The organism is Paenibacillus sp. FSL H8-0548 (assembly GCF_038630985.1).
GTDB lineage: Bacteria > Bacillota > Bacilli > Paenibacillales > Paenibacillaceae > Pristimantibacillus.
In genome coordinates, this window is the sequence record NZ_CP152049.1 from 4,221,865 (window position 1) to 4,234,197 (window position 12,333).

The 12,333-nt window shown below is 46.9% G+C and carries 17 protein-coding genes; all 17 read right to left on the reverse strand.

What is annotated here, in order from left to right; all coding sequences use genetic code 11:
• Window positions 1–3 precede the first annotated feature (3 nt).
• Window positions 4–294, reverse strand: a complete 291-nt coding sequence (locus tag MHI37_RS18245; RefSeq protein ID WP_083676201.1) for a hemolysin XhlA family protein — start codon at window positions 292–294, stop codon at window positions 4–6.
• Window positions 291–1,310: a S8 family serine peptidase gene (locus tag MHI37_RS18250; RefSeq protein WP_076336472.1), complete on the reverse strand. Its 1,020-nt coding sequence runs from the start codon at window positions 1,308–1,310 to the stop codon at window positions 291–293. The genes MHI37_RS18245 and MHI37_RS18250 overlap by 4 nt, the downstream gene beginning before the upstream one ends.
• Window positions 1,307–1,447 (reverse strand): XkdX family protein, encoded by a 141-nt coding sequence (locus MHI37_RS18255; protein WP_076336473.1) that lies wholly within the window; start codon window positions 1,445–1,447, stop codon window positions 1,307–1,309. The genes MHI37_RS18250 and MHI37_RS18255 overlap by 4 nt, the downstream gene beginning before the upstream one ends.
• Window positions 1,444–1,836: a hypothetical protein gene (locus tag MHI37_RS18260; protein WP_076336474.1), complete on the reverse strand. Its 393-nt coding sequence runs from the start codon at window positions 1,834–1,836 to the stop codon at window positions 1,444–1,446. The genes MHI37_RS18255 and MHI37_RS18260 overlap by 4 nt, the downstream gene beginning before the upstream one ends.
• Before the next feature lie 11 nt (window positions 1,837–1,847).
• On the reverse strand, window positions 1,848–3,914 hold the full coding sequence (locus MHI37_RS18265) for a pyocin knob domain-containing protein (RefSeq protein WP_076336475.1): 2,067 nt from the start codon (window positions 3,912–3,914) through the stop codon (window positions 1,848–1,850).
• Window positions 3,914–4,321: a hypothetical protein gene (locus MHI37_RS18270; RefSeq protein ID WP_076336476.1), complete on the reverse strand. Its 408-nt coding sequence runs from the start codon at window positions 4,319–4,321 to the stop codon at window positions 3,914–3,916. Before MHI37_RS18270 ends, MHI37_RS18265 begins: the two co-directional genes overlap by 1 nt.
• Window positions 4,321–5,892, reverse strand: coding sequence for a hypothetical protein (locus MHI37_RS18275; protein WP_076336477.1), 1,572 nt, complete (start codon window positions 5,890–5,892; stop codon window positions 4,321–4,323). The genes MHI37_RS18270 and MHI37_RS18275 overlap by 1 nt, the downstream gene beginning before the upstream one ends.
• Before the next feature lie 8 nt (window positions 5,893–5,900).
• Window positions 5,901–6,251: a DUF6711 family protein gene (locus MHI37_RS18280; RefSeq protein WP_256710487.1), complete on the reverse strand. Its 351-nt coding sequence runs from the start codon at window positions 6,249–6,251 to the stop codon at window positions 5,901–5,903.
• Window positions 6,252–6,263: 12 nt separating this feature from the next.
• Window positions 6,264–8,738 carry a hypothetical protein gene (locus tag MHI37_RS18285; RefSeq protein ID WP_076336478.1) on the reverse strand — a complete coding sequence of 825 codons (2,475 nt, stop codon included), beginning with the start codon at window positions 8,736–8,738 and terminating at the stop codon, window positions 6,264–6,266.
• A 15-nt stretch (window positions 8,739–8,753) separates the two neighbouring features.
• Window positions 8,754–8,951 (reverse strand): hypothetical protein, encoded by a 198-nt coding sequence (locus MHI37_RS18290; protein ID WP_076336479.1) that lies wholly within the window; start codon window positions 8,949–8,951, stop codon window positions 8,754–8,756.
• 116 nt (window positions 8,952–9,067) lie between these two features.
• Window positions 9,068–9,436 carry a hypothetical protein gene (locus MHI37_RS18295; protein WP_076336480.1) on the reverse strand — a complete coding sequence of 123 codons (369 nt, stop codon included), beginning with the start codon at window positions 9,434–9,436 and terminating at the stop codon, window positions 9,068–9,070.
• A 59-nt stretch (window positions 9,437–9,495) separates the two neighbouring features.
• Window positions 9,496–10,200 carry a phage tail tube protein gene (locus MHI37_RS18300; RefSeq protein WP_076336481.1) on the reverse strand — a complete coding sequence of 235 codons (705 nt, stop codon included), beginning with the start codon at window positions 10,198–10,200 and terminating at the stop codon, window positions 9,496–9,498.
• A 12-nt stretch (window positions 10,201–10,212) separates the two neighbouring features.
• The gene (locus MHI37_RS18305) at window positions 10,213–10,611 is read right to left on the reverse strand and encodes a hypothetical protein (RefSeq protein ID WP_076336482.1); all 399 of its coding nucleotides are present in this window, start codon (window positions 10,609–10,611) and stop codon (window positions 10,213–10,215) included.
• Window positions 10,612–10,615: 4 nt separating this feature from the next.
• The gene (locus MHI37_RS18310) at window positions 10,616–11,071 is read right to left on the reverse strand and encodes an HK97 gp10 family phage protein (RefSeq protein WP_076336483.1); all 456 of its coding nucleotides are present in this window, start codon (window positions 11,069–11,071) and stop codon (window positions 10,616–10,618) included.
• A 2-nt stretch (window positions 11,072–11,073) separates the two neighbouring features.
• The gene (locus tag MHI37_RS18315; protein ID WP_076336484.1) at window positions 11,074–11,382 is read right to left on the reverse strand and encodes a phage head closure protein; all 309 of its coding nucleotides are present in this window, start codon (window positions 11,380–11,382) and stop codon (window positions 11,074–11,076) included.
• The gene (locus MHI37_RS18320; protein ID WP_076336485.1) at window positions 11,379–11,684 is read right to left on the reverse strand and encodes a head-tail connector protein; all 306 of its coding nucleotides are present in this window, start codon (window positions 11,682–11,684) and stop codon (window positions 11,379–11,381) included. The genes MHI37_RS18315 and MHI37_RS18320 overlap by 4 nt, the downstream gene beginning before the upstream one ends.
• A 4-nt stretch (window positions 11,685–11,688) precedes the next feature.
• Window positions 11,689–12,294, reverse strand: a complete 606-nt coding sequence (locus tag MHI37_RS18325) for a hypothetical protein (protein WP_076336486.1) — start codon at window positions 12,292–12,294, stop codon at window positions 11,689–11,691.
• Window positions 12,295–12,333 lie beyond the last annotated feature (39 nt).

Consider the following 12,333-nt stretch of genomic DNA (forward strand, 5'->3'; position numbering starts at 1 on the left):
AAATTAATTTACTAGGCCGCCATTTGCTATGATTGTAATAGCGGATAATACAATGGCACCGATGATCGTGGTGCCGCCCCAAAAAATGATCTTGTCGATGCCATCCAATCTATGGTGTGCTGACTTGGCTTTGTCTAGTGCTTCGCGGGAGATGTCATTATTGACCTCTAACTTATCGACTAGCCTTTGTACAGTCGTGGTCAAATCATTTATGTTTTTCGCCCCCACCTCTTGCAGCACCTGTACCCTTCCAACTTTTGCTGCTATATCAGTTAATTGCTGCTCTTGGCTCACTGGCTCACCTCCCTCGTAAGGGTCACTTTTTTAGCTGTGTTGTCCCAATCCACTTGCCAGCCCGTAAGCTCGGCTACGTCCCGCAGACCGACAAGATTACGCCCTGCTATGAGCTGTGGTGCAGCATACAGCACATGAGACTGACCGTTGACCTTTGCCATCGTATTGCCTGCCCACATCTCAATGATGTCATATACGGGCTCTTTGACGATCTCAGGCAGCCGCAGTACGCCGTGACCTGTCTTTTGATCGTAACCAGGAGCTTCGATGTCTTCTGCATGAGTTATTGCAAATTTGAATGTCTCGGAGAATGCCGGCTTCCGTTTGTTGTCTTTAATAAACTTCTGCTTCCACAACGCGATCAAACCAACAACCCACGGACACGAAAAGCTTGTACCCGATACACCCATTAGCTTGTCAGCAAAGAGCTCAGATGGTATCTGCAGACCGTCCGCAAAGCCGCACACGTCGAGGTCATCGCCGTAACGATCCCAAGAGGAATAACCATTAGAAAGCGGTCCAGTAAATCCGTTATAAGTGCCCCACCGAACAGCGCCAACCGACAGCCACGTTTTCTTTCGGGAAAATCCTGTTAAGCTGTCTGCCTGAGCTCCATCGTTACCAGCAGAACAAACAAAAAAGACACCCGCGTCGAGTGCCTTTTGCTCAAGTACATTAAATTCTGCTGTGCTATAGCTGCCGGTACCGGAATAATTGTACAGGTCGATGCCATTGTCGATGCAGTACTGTAGATTCGCTAGCCAATCACGCCCCATAAGATGGACCTCAACGTCAGGAGAGGCGAGTAGCAGCGTGTCGACAACGTTTTGACAATGACCGTCCACATTGCCAGTAAAGCGCGCTTCGAACGGGTCCAACACCTTACCACCCCAACGCGCGAGGTTTTTACAGGTGCTGGCTGCAACCTCATGCACCGCTATCTTAATCCCCTTGCCTGTATATCCCGCAGCATGCCATTGATCGACGCGGCAATAAGTCAGCTCGCGTTCGTTCATGCTTCAAACGCCTCTCCGACTATTAGTAAATATTCTTCTGCCGTGATCGTGTTTGTCCGTACGCCATCCTTAACCTGCTCCAATGTCCAAAGGTTGCGGTCATAAAACTTTTTAATCCGATCAAACCATGCACTCATGCTCCAACACCTCCAGTCATGATTGTGTACCAAATATCCGCTATATCTGTGTCGTGCTCAGATATCCTTGCATCTTTAAGCATTGTGTCATACCACAGATCAGCAGACTCCGCTTCCAGCTGTTCAATGCGTTCCTGCTCCGGTGACTTCGGTGGCTCGGGCGCTGGCGGTGTAACAACCTCGATCTCAGCAGACAAAAACTCGCCTTTTGCGTTAACTGTGATTATGACTGTGCCGCCATTTACGTGTGAGTACCAAATTACTCTAGCTTTATCCTCATCCTTTATGATGCAACTGGCAGATGTTTCGGGAAGCTCAGGGATGGAGACCCCGCCCATAGAAGCACTAATTAGCACTCCTGTTTCTATTGAATACTCTACTAATAACATTTACATCCCTCCTAGTTCGTTAAAACGCTAGCAGCGTTAGGATTATCAAATACTTCTGTTCCGCATAAAGTGACATTTCTGACGTATAAAGACGAGGCGCCCGATACATAAACGATGAACATCCCATTCTCAATCGCAACAAAGTCTAAAGAGAACGCCACGTAGCTCGTTGAAGATGTAGAAGCCCCAGGAACTTGGTCGGCTGTAAGATTACCTGCGTTGTTAGCCCCAAATCTAAGATCAAAACCCGAACTGCCGCTGCTGACGCGCATTTCTCCTTTTAGGCGGTAGATACCAGGGTGTTTAACTCTGAAAGATTTTATCGTACCCGTAGAAGCTCTCTCTGTAGGTGCTGATAGTATCACCGTATCGCTTGGAGTGATGTATGTTTTGTGGAGAGGCGTCCAAGTTGACCAATAACCATTAACACAAACGCGCGACCAAACCATGGGAGTGCCCCATTCAGTAAACTGTTGCGCGCAGTATCCGGTTACATCATTGTAACGACTTACTGTTAAGTACCCCGAAACGCCAGTCATAGGGGCGTTTACAGAATTATACGTAAAGTACTTGCCGTCCTCAGTTATTGTATTAAGATTAGTATTTTGGGGAAGAGTTATTGTTTCATTACTTATTTGAGTCCAAGTAGTCCATCCTAAACCGCCGTCTTGAGTTCGAGTCCATACGCGATTAGCAAAGAACTCATAAGCTATTTGTCTTGTATATTGTCCGTCAAAATACCCTGTAACTTCTAGATAAATGCGATTACCTATTGCTGGCGGCATGTTTGCGCTATTGCTCGTCAAGTCATATTTGCCGTTTGCTGTAACGGTATTAGGGTTTGTGTTAGCAGCTAGAATCTTTGTATTTACCTTGTCGAAAGCTATATCAGCTATCCCTGCAGCAGCCTGCAAGCCTGTCTCCAACCTATTCATATTTGCCGCATTGATCGGCGTCCCTGCCTGCGTCACGATGCCTGGCGATTGGGTTATCTCGTATCGCTCCATTGGAGCCCACGGTGTTGCTACTGAGCCTAGTTCGAGTTGAAGATTAGCAAAGTTGAAATTGCCTGCCGCCACATTTGAAACTTCAATTCGTATATACGCAGCGTTACTTTCTGTAGTAAAGGTCTTCGCGGAAACGCCTGTATAACTGAATTTTGATGAAATTATGGATTTGTTAGAATCTAAAGTTCGTATATTCGTTACGCCTGTGTTCACAGAATTATTGAACGCATACTGTTGATTCGGTAAACACGACACATCTAGGATGGACGCTTGAGTAGCCGCCGTAGCATTAAGCGTCAGCGTATAGTCATCCTGCGGTACGCTGCCCTCTTTCATGTAGATTTCCAACTCGACGAAATCTGTGTTGATCGTTGATGCTATCGTGCCGTTTGATGCGTCGGCGTAGGCTAAGAAATGGAAGAAGCCGTCATTTCCGATCAATTGGTTTCCGCTAATTGATGCAGAAGACGTTTCAGTATGAGTCAATTTACTAACGGTTCCGCTAGCGTGATTGGACATTGCTTGCCAACTCGCAGACGTGTGTAACCAGCGAGAAAAATATGCTTTGTTTCCAGCGGGTCCTGAGCCAAAGCCGTACCAGTTATACGTAAGTTTCGAAATGTTCGCTTTAAGCCAAGCCACACGCTCCGCAGTTGTAATAGCAGAGCCAAAGACGCCGACTCCATAATTGCGGATTACGTGTTCTATGAGATTAAAGGAAAATAGATTTTGCACGATTGATCCGTTAATTAAACTCGTAGTCGTGTACAGGTTTCCATCCAGTGTTGACAGCCTGTTAGTTTCGGCAGTTGCTAGCTCGTAACTAAAAACTGATGGCGCAAGTAAGACTGATGATGTGGACGACGCTTTTGTAATATGCGGGTTTACCGCAGTACTACCACTCACCTTCCCAACAAAATTAGCCTGCCGCATCCGAGTGTTTTCGTGGAGCGTCCAACCCTCGTTAAATGGCGGTATGAGGTTCTTAGCGCTCCCGCCGTTGCTTTTAATCATGTATCTTTTTGCGTGTTGTACTGCTCTGTCTAGCCATGTCATAGGCGTAAAAGCCATTAGATTATCACCCCTTGATCCCCGCAAACTGTTGCTCCGCAATATCTAAAGCTCTGAAAGACTAGTAGACCGTAGTCCATTAGTAGTTTGATGTTTTGTTCTAGGCGTACGGCGTCTAAATAAGAAAAGCCCTTTCCGACAACCCATGTTTCCTTGGGTCCGTAATCAGGCGGTGTTAGGAATGCAACTCGTACTGAATCAAGATTATTCTCGATGCGGTTGATGCTGGATAGCACATCGACATACGTCTGCGTCCGGTTCGTGACTGTTGTCATTGTGGGCGTTGTGTACTGGATGCTGTTCAGGTAAGCGACAAGCTCTATAATGTTGTTCTCGATGCGATTCCAGTCAGCAGCATTAATTGAGTCAGTCGGCAGCCAATCCAGTTTGGGAGCAATCCATGGCATTAGTTAACACCCCCGCGGGATTCTGTTCTGCCTTCAAGATAGCCACGGTATGTCAGTTCGGTTTTGGTAATCATAGCCGTCATATCGCCGCCGTAGGTGTTCTCGATGGCTATTACATCTGCTAATTCCATCGCAGGATTACCACGCCAATTTATAGAATATTTAGCTCTGTATTGCTTCTGATCCATGATCCAAGCGGCAACGGAAGAAGCTTGTGCTGATGTGTTGATAAGCGTGTTGCCTTCGAGCTTCAGCACATCGCCAATGTCGACGCCTGATGCTGTCACAGTCGCTACGACAGACGTTTCAAGGTCAGTCCAGTACGTTACATCAACTTGCTTCACAACGCGCTCTAGCTCAATCTTGGGCTCGCTGTAGATGTTGTCGAAGTCGACTCTATCAACTGGCGTTCCTAACGAGACTTGCTTAAGCGTGATTACGTTGTCGCGGGTAACGTACAGATTACAGCACCCAGCAATGGCGATCATTTGGATGATTGTTCGGCAGTCTGTATTCTTGACAAGTGTATTTGTAACAATGCCACTAAGTGCAGAGTCCAAGTGGTAATTGCTAATGCCGCAATAGTTGAATATCGTAGTCGCAACCTGAGCAAGCGTTTGAGGTGAAGGTGATGTATTCTCCGTGAAAAAGTTTGCCATCAAATCAAGGTTTGTTCGAGCTGAAAAAGAAGCGGTAAACGATCCTTCATCGCTCGTCCAATCCCACAGCAGATACTTACCTAGTGGGACGTATTCAACCGCGCCATTCGGTAGCACTAGGCCAATTTCCGCAATGACTTCTTGCCGCTGCTGCAAGTATTTAACATAGCCATCAGGGTTAAGGATATTAAACGCCCTGTTGAAGTTATCGACGGTAAAACGGAATTCGGGTGACGGAAGTGAACCACTTGTCATATCCATATCTTCCATTATGTTAAAACTGATAAGTTTTTCGTCGTCATAAGTAGCAAGAAACCCGAAGTCAACCTCAAGAACTCGCGCCCTGCGGTTGCCCGCGCTCCACTTGGTGATAGTGAGCACAATCTTTTTGTAGCCCTCTAACCGACCGAATAAGGCGCATAAAGCCAGTGTGTTTCCTGTTACATTAACGGTCTGTATCAGGGCGTTTGAAGCGTCGTAGGCGCTGGCTGTAAAGTCTGTAGCACACTCGTCATTGCGCTGGTCAAAAGCTACTGTTAGCCCCGCGCTAGTGTGCGGACTGCCGAATGTAATTGTGATTACTTGCGGTACCGAGAATACGCCATCAGCTCCACAAAGAGCGCTCGACACAAAACCAACCTCGCCATTGTTAGCAACTGCTGCATCAGGAAAAGAAAAAGAACCGTCCAATTTGAAACGGTCCTGTTCGAGCGTAGCGAGGTTGTGGCTGCTGGTCCTTATATCGTTATTGATCTGAGCTTTGGAGCTGATTGACGCCTGCTCCGTTGTTGTAGTGATGCCGTTAACGTCCCCCGCTGCTGTAACGTCAGATATATTAAAAGTCACGCGGCCTGTCGTTTGCATGGTTGGCGCATAAATCGCATCTTTAAAATCTTGTGATACTGGATACATGCGCTCACCTACATTTCAATTATTGTAAATTTCAATTCTTTGTACCGCGCAACCCCGTTGATAAAATCCAATATCTCTAACGATCTGTCGGATGCATAAAAAGATAATGTTTTAAATGTGTTTGTTTTTGGGTCAAGAAAAGTGACTACAAAAGAAGCAGCATCAACAGCGGTTAAAACCTTGGCTGTGTCCTCTGCGTTTAAATAGGTCCACGATAAATCAAATGTAATTTTCTTAGCAATGATCTGCCTTAACATGGAAGCACGAGCGTTACGCTTCGATTCCCCAACGTCTTTTAATCCTGGTGTGTATTTGGAGGGAGTAGGCATGTCTACTCCGTTTATTTTCAAAAGTGCCAACCTTACCCCTCCTTATGACGTAGTTATCATAGAACCGCCAATACGTTTATTTTCCGCTGCTGTATATTGGTGAAGTGCTCTCGCTACCGATACCCCATCAAGTTGAATTACTGTGTCGCCTTTGTCTTGTCCTTGTGCCAAACTCATAGCAGTCATGACAGCAGAACCAAGAGCTGCTGCGATCTTATCCGTAAATGATGTATTTTCAAGTGGCACGATCATTTCGGCACCAGCTTCACCCGCAACATAGTTGCCCATGTTGGTTGTACCTTTGGTGATCCCACCTCGAGCGAGCTTAGGAATTTTAGGGATTGTAATGCCGATTGTTTTACCACCAATATCAACAGATGTCAGTTTGTTCATCCCGTCGATAGCTTTATTTATCATGTCTAAAACAGCGTTAAGCGGAGCCTTAGCAGCGTTAGCAAGTGAATTGAACACCCGTGTAAACACACCCTTGACAGCTTCCCAGCTATTCTCCCAATCACCTGTAAATACATCAGTTACATAATTAAGAAGGTTGACAACAAAGTTTTTGAAGCGGTTGATGTTATCACCCATATTTTCAAATGCGATTCGGAATACCTCCATGAACCTTCCGCCGACATAAGTAGCAAAAGGCTTCATTAAATCCCATAAATACTGAGCGATATCCACGATCTTTTTCCAATTTGATAGGAACACGCCGCCGAAATATTCAGCCAACGGCTTAATTGCATACTTCCAAAAGAAATTAAAAATGGCTGACAACGCCTCAACCGCTGGTCCAAATACATCCTTGAAGAAATTGGCGATCGGTACAAGAACGTTTTGCCATAGTATCTTAGCTGCATCGCTAACGAATCCAAACGCCACACCCAGCACATCTTTAAGGATTGCGGCTAGCGGCGCGATTACTTCGGCGTGGAACTTTTTCATGAACGATCCTAGTGGAACGAGAACGTTATCCCACAGCCACTTTATTGTGCTAGTTAACTTTTCCCAAGCTTTAATAAAGGAATCTGCGATGAATTTACCAAACGGTACCAGAACACTATCCCAAAGCCATTTAGCAGTGTTACCAATCTTTTGTAAGATGCCGTCTACCACACCTTTGAATTTCTCATTGGTGCGGTAGAAATATACGAAAGCAGCAACAGCAGCTGCGACAGCTGCAATGATGGCGGCGATAACCAGTATAGGACCGCCTAGCAAACCAGCGATTATCGTTACGGCGCTCTTTACGCCTGCGACAATTGACGTCCACTTAGCCGCTCCAAAAGCCAAGACCATAGCTGTGCCAACACCTGCAAGTGAGGAGATGATTAAGTCGGAGTTCCGTTTAATGAAATCCCTCATCTCTCCGTAAGCAGCTTTGACTCTGTTTGCCATCTCCTGCACTTTAGCAGTAACTTCTAACGTTGTTTCAGCGAGCCCCCCCATAGACAAGTCATCTAATATCATACCGCCGCCCGCCGCCGTTGCATCGTCTGCATCAGCGCCTGAAGCACTATCAGATTCTTTGCTCAAGTTATTCACCTGGTCAAATCCTTGTAGATTATCAGCCGCCGCTTTAGCCTTTTTACCCGCTGCTTTATATGCGTCACCCACACCTGTAACTGCTGCTGCTTGTTTAGCTGCGGCTTTGGCTTGAGCGTTAACGTTTGACGCTTTGCCGAATAAAGCCTGCGAAAACTGAGCCACAAGCTGCATAGCGCGATCTAGAGCTAACGCAAACTTAGTTAGGATTGGGATGGCGATGTTTAGTAGCGGCATAAAGGCCTGTCCAACGCCTAGTTTGACGTTACGCATTACAGCTATAAACGTACCGAGGTTGGACGCTGTATTAACTGCGACCTCTTCACCGTACTTCTTTGCTGATTGCTCCATGATCCCAAATAGCCGGATCTGTTGTTGCGTTTGAAATGATAGCTGCGCCCAGCTCCTGCCGTTTGCAAAGTTTTTGAACGCTTCCGTTGATTCCAACATAGCAACGTTGACGTTTACACCTAAATCCTCGATGGCCTCTGTATTACCCAGCAAACCGGAGCGTATCCGAAACATAACATCATCCATATCGCGGCCTGTAGCACCTGAGATAACCGCAGACGTTTTGAGTATGTTCGTGGTTAAATCCTTGATCTCTTTGGATGTGTTCGCAAATGTGCCGATAAGGTTCGAGAATACCGCGCCATACTCAACAGCTTCTTTTCGCGAGATGCCGAAAGCGATAGCGCTTTGCTCGGCCCATTGCTTAAACTCGCCAGCACTGGTTTGCATCATCCTGTTTATTTGCTGCAGAGATGCTTCATACTTCATCGCATCGTCGAGAGCTGACTTTATCCCAAACCCTGCACCGATGGAAGCGAGCGCCACGCCGATTCCTGCGACGATCTTGCTCACGCTGCCCTTAAACCCGTTCAGGTCGCTTTTTGCTTTTCCCATCTCACGGCGCATGGCTGAAAAGTCAGCTCCTGCACGGATCATTAACTGTTTAACTAGTGACATGATTCTTCCTCCTTCCTAGTAGACTGTGCCGCCAAAAGCAGCGTTTAATTTCATGGCAACCGCGAGCATGTCGTCAGGCGTTTGTTCTTTCTTCTGCGGCTCTTCTTCTTTATAGCCAAACGCTTTTTCAAAGGTTGGGAACTTTTTGTAAAGAGGAAGCTTTGCATTCATATAAGCCAGGAACGACCGTTCTTTTGCTGCTGCTTCTTCCACTCCGAGAAAAACTTCTACGCAAAGGTTTAATTCATGTGGAGTCATTTCGTAATACTCACTTGGTTTGATGCCGATCCTGAATGCCGACTTCAAAGATTCGTCCCAGTCGAACGGTGTTACTTCTGTGCTCGGCGTGTTGCTCGGTTCTTCGGGACTTGTGCGTTTCCCGTTCTTTTGCCCATCCCTTTTGCGAAAGCTTCTTCGATTTTCTCCAAGATGTGGTCATAGTCTGCCGCGTCGATTAGGTCCTCCATCATGTCCAACGTCAAGGTTTCGTCATTATCTTTGGCATCTTTTTGAAGGCCAAAGAATAGAATTTCTTCGATTTGCTCTAGCTGCTCAACTTGGCTCATCTCCGTGCCGTCTTCCAGTTCCTCCACACTCGCTTCACCGAGTGCCAGCATTCGTTTAAGAGCCTTATGACCAAAGCGAAGCTCGCGCTTTCTATCCAATTCAATCCAAACTACATCATTGTTATTTGGCATCTATAATCTTCCTCTCGAAATAAAATAAGGTCAGAACGCGAGCGCTCCGACCTTGTGAATTATGCTGTTTTGATTAGTGAAACATCGTAAATTTTAGGCGCTTTGCTGGCCTCATAAGCAATGATCGTCAACCGTTTACCGACGTTGATTGTCAACGGAATGGCTGCCGACGGACTGCCAGTAACAAGGTCTTGCGAGTACACGCCGTCAATATATAGCTTGAGTGTGTGTGCTGCCGCTGTAGCCGTCACAGTTGCCGATACAGCCGTTACACCACTAAAGCTATACACACGGTTGCCAGCCGCGAAAGCTGGCGCTAGTGTGCCGCCTGTGCCTGTTACAGCAAGAGCAGTCAAACCGCCGGATTGTGTAAGGCCAAACGATGGAGCGCCAGAAACCTTAATCGTAGCTTCGAAGGAAATGGTATCCTCAAGCTCCGCACCTGTAGTAAAGCCAGTTACTACGCCGCTGAATGTCCATGAGCCACCCCCAGGAAAAATAATTGTGTAGGGGTTAGTGCTGCCCAATTGAAAAGCGTCATACAAGGCAATTTGACCGTTTGTATCTTGAGCGTCAAAGTGACCGCTAATACCTACTTCGCCACCATCCTTAAAGCCGCCCGTAAATTCACGGTAGCCGCCAGATGAAGAAAGTGTCGTAATGTCGATTGTTTCGGCCGAAAGTTCCAAGCCCGCGATGGACGTCAAGCCTGCGATAATATTAGCGCCGATTTGAATAGTTGTTCCTAATGCCCGTTGTATCAAGGTAAAACCTCCCTAAAAATGTACTTTGAAAACGATGTTGCACCTGTTGAGTCGCGGCAATGGCTCATACAACTCCACTGGCGGCTCATATGTTAGCTCGGTAATAAAAAGAGCGCCTGAGCCAATGGCCCGACGCTCGAAGCTTTGTAAAAGATTTATGACTGCGGAAGTGAGCTGCTTAAGTTCTCGGTACGTAGTCGCAAGAATGTAAAGCTCGCAGTTAACCGTTTTGTCAGCGCTGAAACCGCCCAACGTCTTACCGTTAACCCCTTCACTTGATTCGTACAGCACGTATGGAGCCTTAAGCGGCTGTTTGTTATCGTCCTGCTCCGGCGCGAATAGCGGAAACACTTTGCCGAGCAAGTCGGGTATAGTCTCCAATTCGTCCGACAAAGCCGCTTCGAAACTCATAGTTTCACCTCGCCCTCAATGCCTTTGTTATTTCTTCAACGCCAACTTTGACGATCGCTGTTTCAATTGCTCGCTCATTCTCGGTGATCGCTTTTCGCAGATATCGGAAGCCAGGAATATAACGACCGCTGACAGTAAAATAACCGTACTCCTGAGAGGACGGATAATAGTAACGGATGCCCGTTGCGGTTTCCTTAACGAAAACGTCATTCTTGGCGGGGTCCATCTTAATATCGAAAACCTTCTTGCCTTTTTTCGTTGTCTTCTCAGCGCGCATGACAAGACCGCCCTTAAGGTTTCCGGTATCTACAGGAGCATTGGCTTTAGCGGATTTAAAAGCGATCTTTGCGCCAGCCCTTGCCGCCTTACCAGCTACCTTTGTAGGGACTTTTTCGAGCTCTTTAACTGCTCGTACCAACTCGTCCATGCCTTCAATATCAAACCCGCGTCTACGAGCCATCGTCAGCCCCCCATTGGGAAGCGAGAACAAGTAAGCTCAAGCACCTCGCCGTTTTTAGAATACGTCCGGACGACATGATATACAGTGCCTTCGTATCGCAATTTGGGCTCGTCTTGATACTCTACTTTACGGACCGCGATAATGATTTCAGGTTTCATGCCTACTGCTGCAGCTTGGTAAAACTCTCTAGCGCCGACAGACTTCACATCGCACATAACTTCACGCGGTGTACCGTCAACTGGGACGTTTTCCTTATATTCGTTTTTTTCTATAGTAACGGGAATCAATCCGACGACCGACCGCCACATCATGGCGACACCGCCGGAGGTTCGGCTGTATATTCTTGCGAGAGCGTGAGGTGCATCTTGAGCATGTCATAAGACTTCTGAAAACGTTCTGCGTCGCCATTGTCGTACCCGAAATTAGCCTTGCAGTACGTTGTAATAGCTCGCTTGATCAGTGGGTCTCCGTCATCATTAACCTTGGATTCAATTGTGCCAGCAAGCCGCAGATCGTCCCGCGCTGCATCTATGAGATCCACAACCTCGGAATCAAACGACGTTGTTGATACACTGATTCGCAAGGCTGCTTTTACATCGCTCAATATCGCCATAGGCTTACACCAACAGTTCTACATGTACGACTGTGCCATTCAAAGCGCTACTGAGATCGATCGTATTACTTTCAAGCGCCGACGCATTGATCACAACAGCAGGAGCCGTTCCTTCTTTAGCACTGGAACGATAGGCTGCAATTACAGAGTTGCGCGAAAGCTTGAAGGGAATACCAAGCTTTTCGTTAAATCCGATCGCTGTCGTTGCTCCAGTACCATCATGAGCTGGGATCGTTATTTTAGTGATTGTCGCGAAAGCTTTATTGCCTTGAACAGTTCCGGCAGTATCTACTGTAAAAGCTGGTAACGTTTCGGTTATCACGTCACCCGCTGCGTTAGTCCCTTCTACAATTACCTGAATCGCTTTAATGTCGCCCGCTGTGCCGCCTGCCGTAGCAGTAAGAGCGCGAGGCCATGCAGGATTAACAATTCCTGTAGTAACGACAGACGTTGAAGCTGTGCTCGTTACCGCAGTTTTGACACCAGCGGTATCAGCAACCACCGCTGCAATTGCTGGAATCTCTAGAACAACAAGATTTGCAGCTGAAACGATTGTCCCTGCGTCCGACCTAATGCTTTTAACTTTCTTCAAATCCACTGGATATGCCATCTAAATACCTCCAATCAAAATACGCGCTTCAACCAATGG

Excerpts from the sequence above, each read along its gene's own strand:
- MHI37_RS18250 (WP_076336472.1), bottom strand. The coding sequence starts at position 1,310 with ATGAACGAACGCGAGCTGACTTATTGCCGCGTCGATCAATGGCATGCT.
- MHI37_RS18265 (WP_076336475.1), bottom strand. The coding sequence starts at position 3,914 with ATGGCTTTTACGCCTATGACATGGCTAGACAGAGCAGTACAACACGCA.
- MHI37_RS18255 (WP_076336473.1), bottom strand. The coding sequence starts at position 1,447 with ATGAGTGCATGGTTTGATCGGATTAAAAAGTTTTATGACCGCAACCTT.
- MHI37_RS18285 (WP_076336478.1), bottom strand. The coding sequence starts at position 8,738 with ATGTCACTAGTTAAACAGTTAATGATCCGTGCAGGAGCTGACTTTTCA.
- MHI37_RS18275 (WP_076336477.1), bottom strand. The coding sequence starts at position 5,892 with ATGTATCCAGTATCACAAGATTTTAAAGATGCGATTTATGCGCCAACC.
- MHI37_RS18310 (WP_076336483.1), bottom strand. The coding sequence starts at position 11,071 with ATGGCTCGTAGACGCGGGTTTGATATTGAAGGCATGGACGAGTTGGTA.
- MHI37_RS18270 (WP_076336476.1), bottom strand. The coding sequence starts at position 4,321 with ATGCCATGGATTGCTCCCAAACTGGATTGGCTGCCGACTGACTCAATT.
- MHI37_RS18295 (WP_076336480.1), bottom strand. The coding sequence starts at position 9,436 with ATGCCAAATAACAATGATGTAGTTTGGATTGAATTGGATAGAAAGCGC.
- MHI37_RS18325 (WP_076336486.1), bottom strand. The coding sequence starts at position 12,294 with ATGGCATATCCAGTGGATTTGAAGAAAGTTAAAAGCATTAGGTCGGAC.
- MHI37_RS18315 (WP_076336484.1), bottom strand. The coding sequence starts at position 11,382 with ATGATGTGGCGGTCGGTCGTCGGATTGATTCCCGTTACTATAGAAAAA.
- MHI37_RS18320 (WP_076336485.1), bottom strand. The coding sequence starts at position 11,684 with ATGGCGATATTGAGCGATGTAAAAGCAGCCTTGCGAATCAGTGTATCA.
- MHI37_RS18260 (WP_076336474.1), bottom strand. The coding sequence starts at position 1,836 with ATGTTATTAGTAGAGTATTCAATAGAAACAGGAGTGCTAATTAGTGCT.
- MHI37_RS18305 (WP_076336482.1), bottom strand. The coding sequence starts at position 10,611 with ATGAGTTTCGAAGCGGCTTTGTCGGACGAATTGGAGACTATACCCGAC.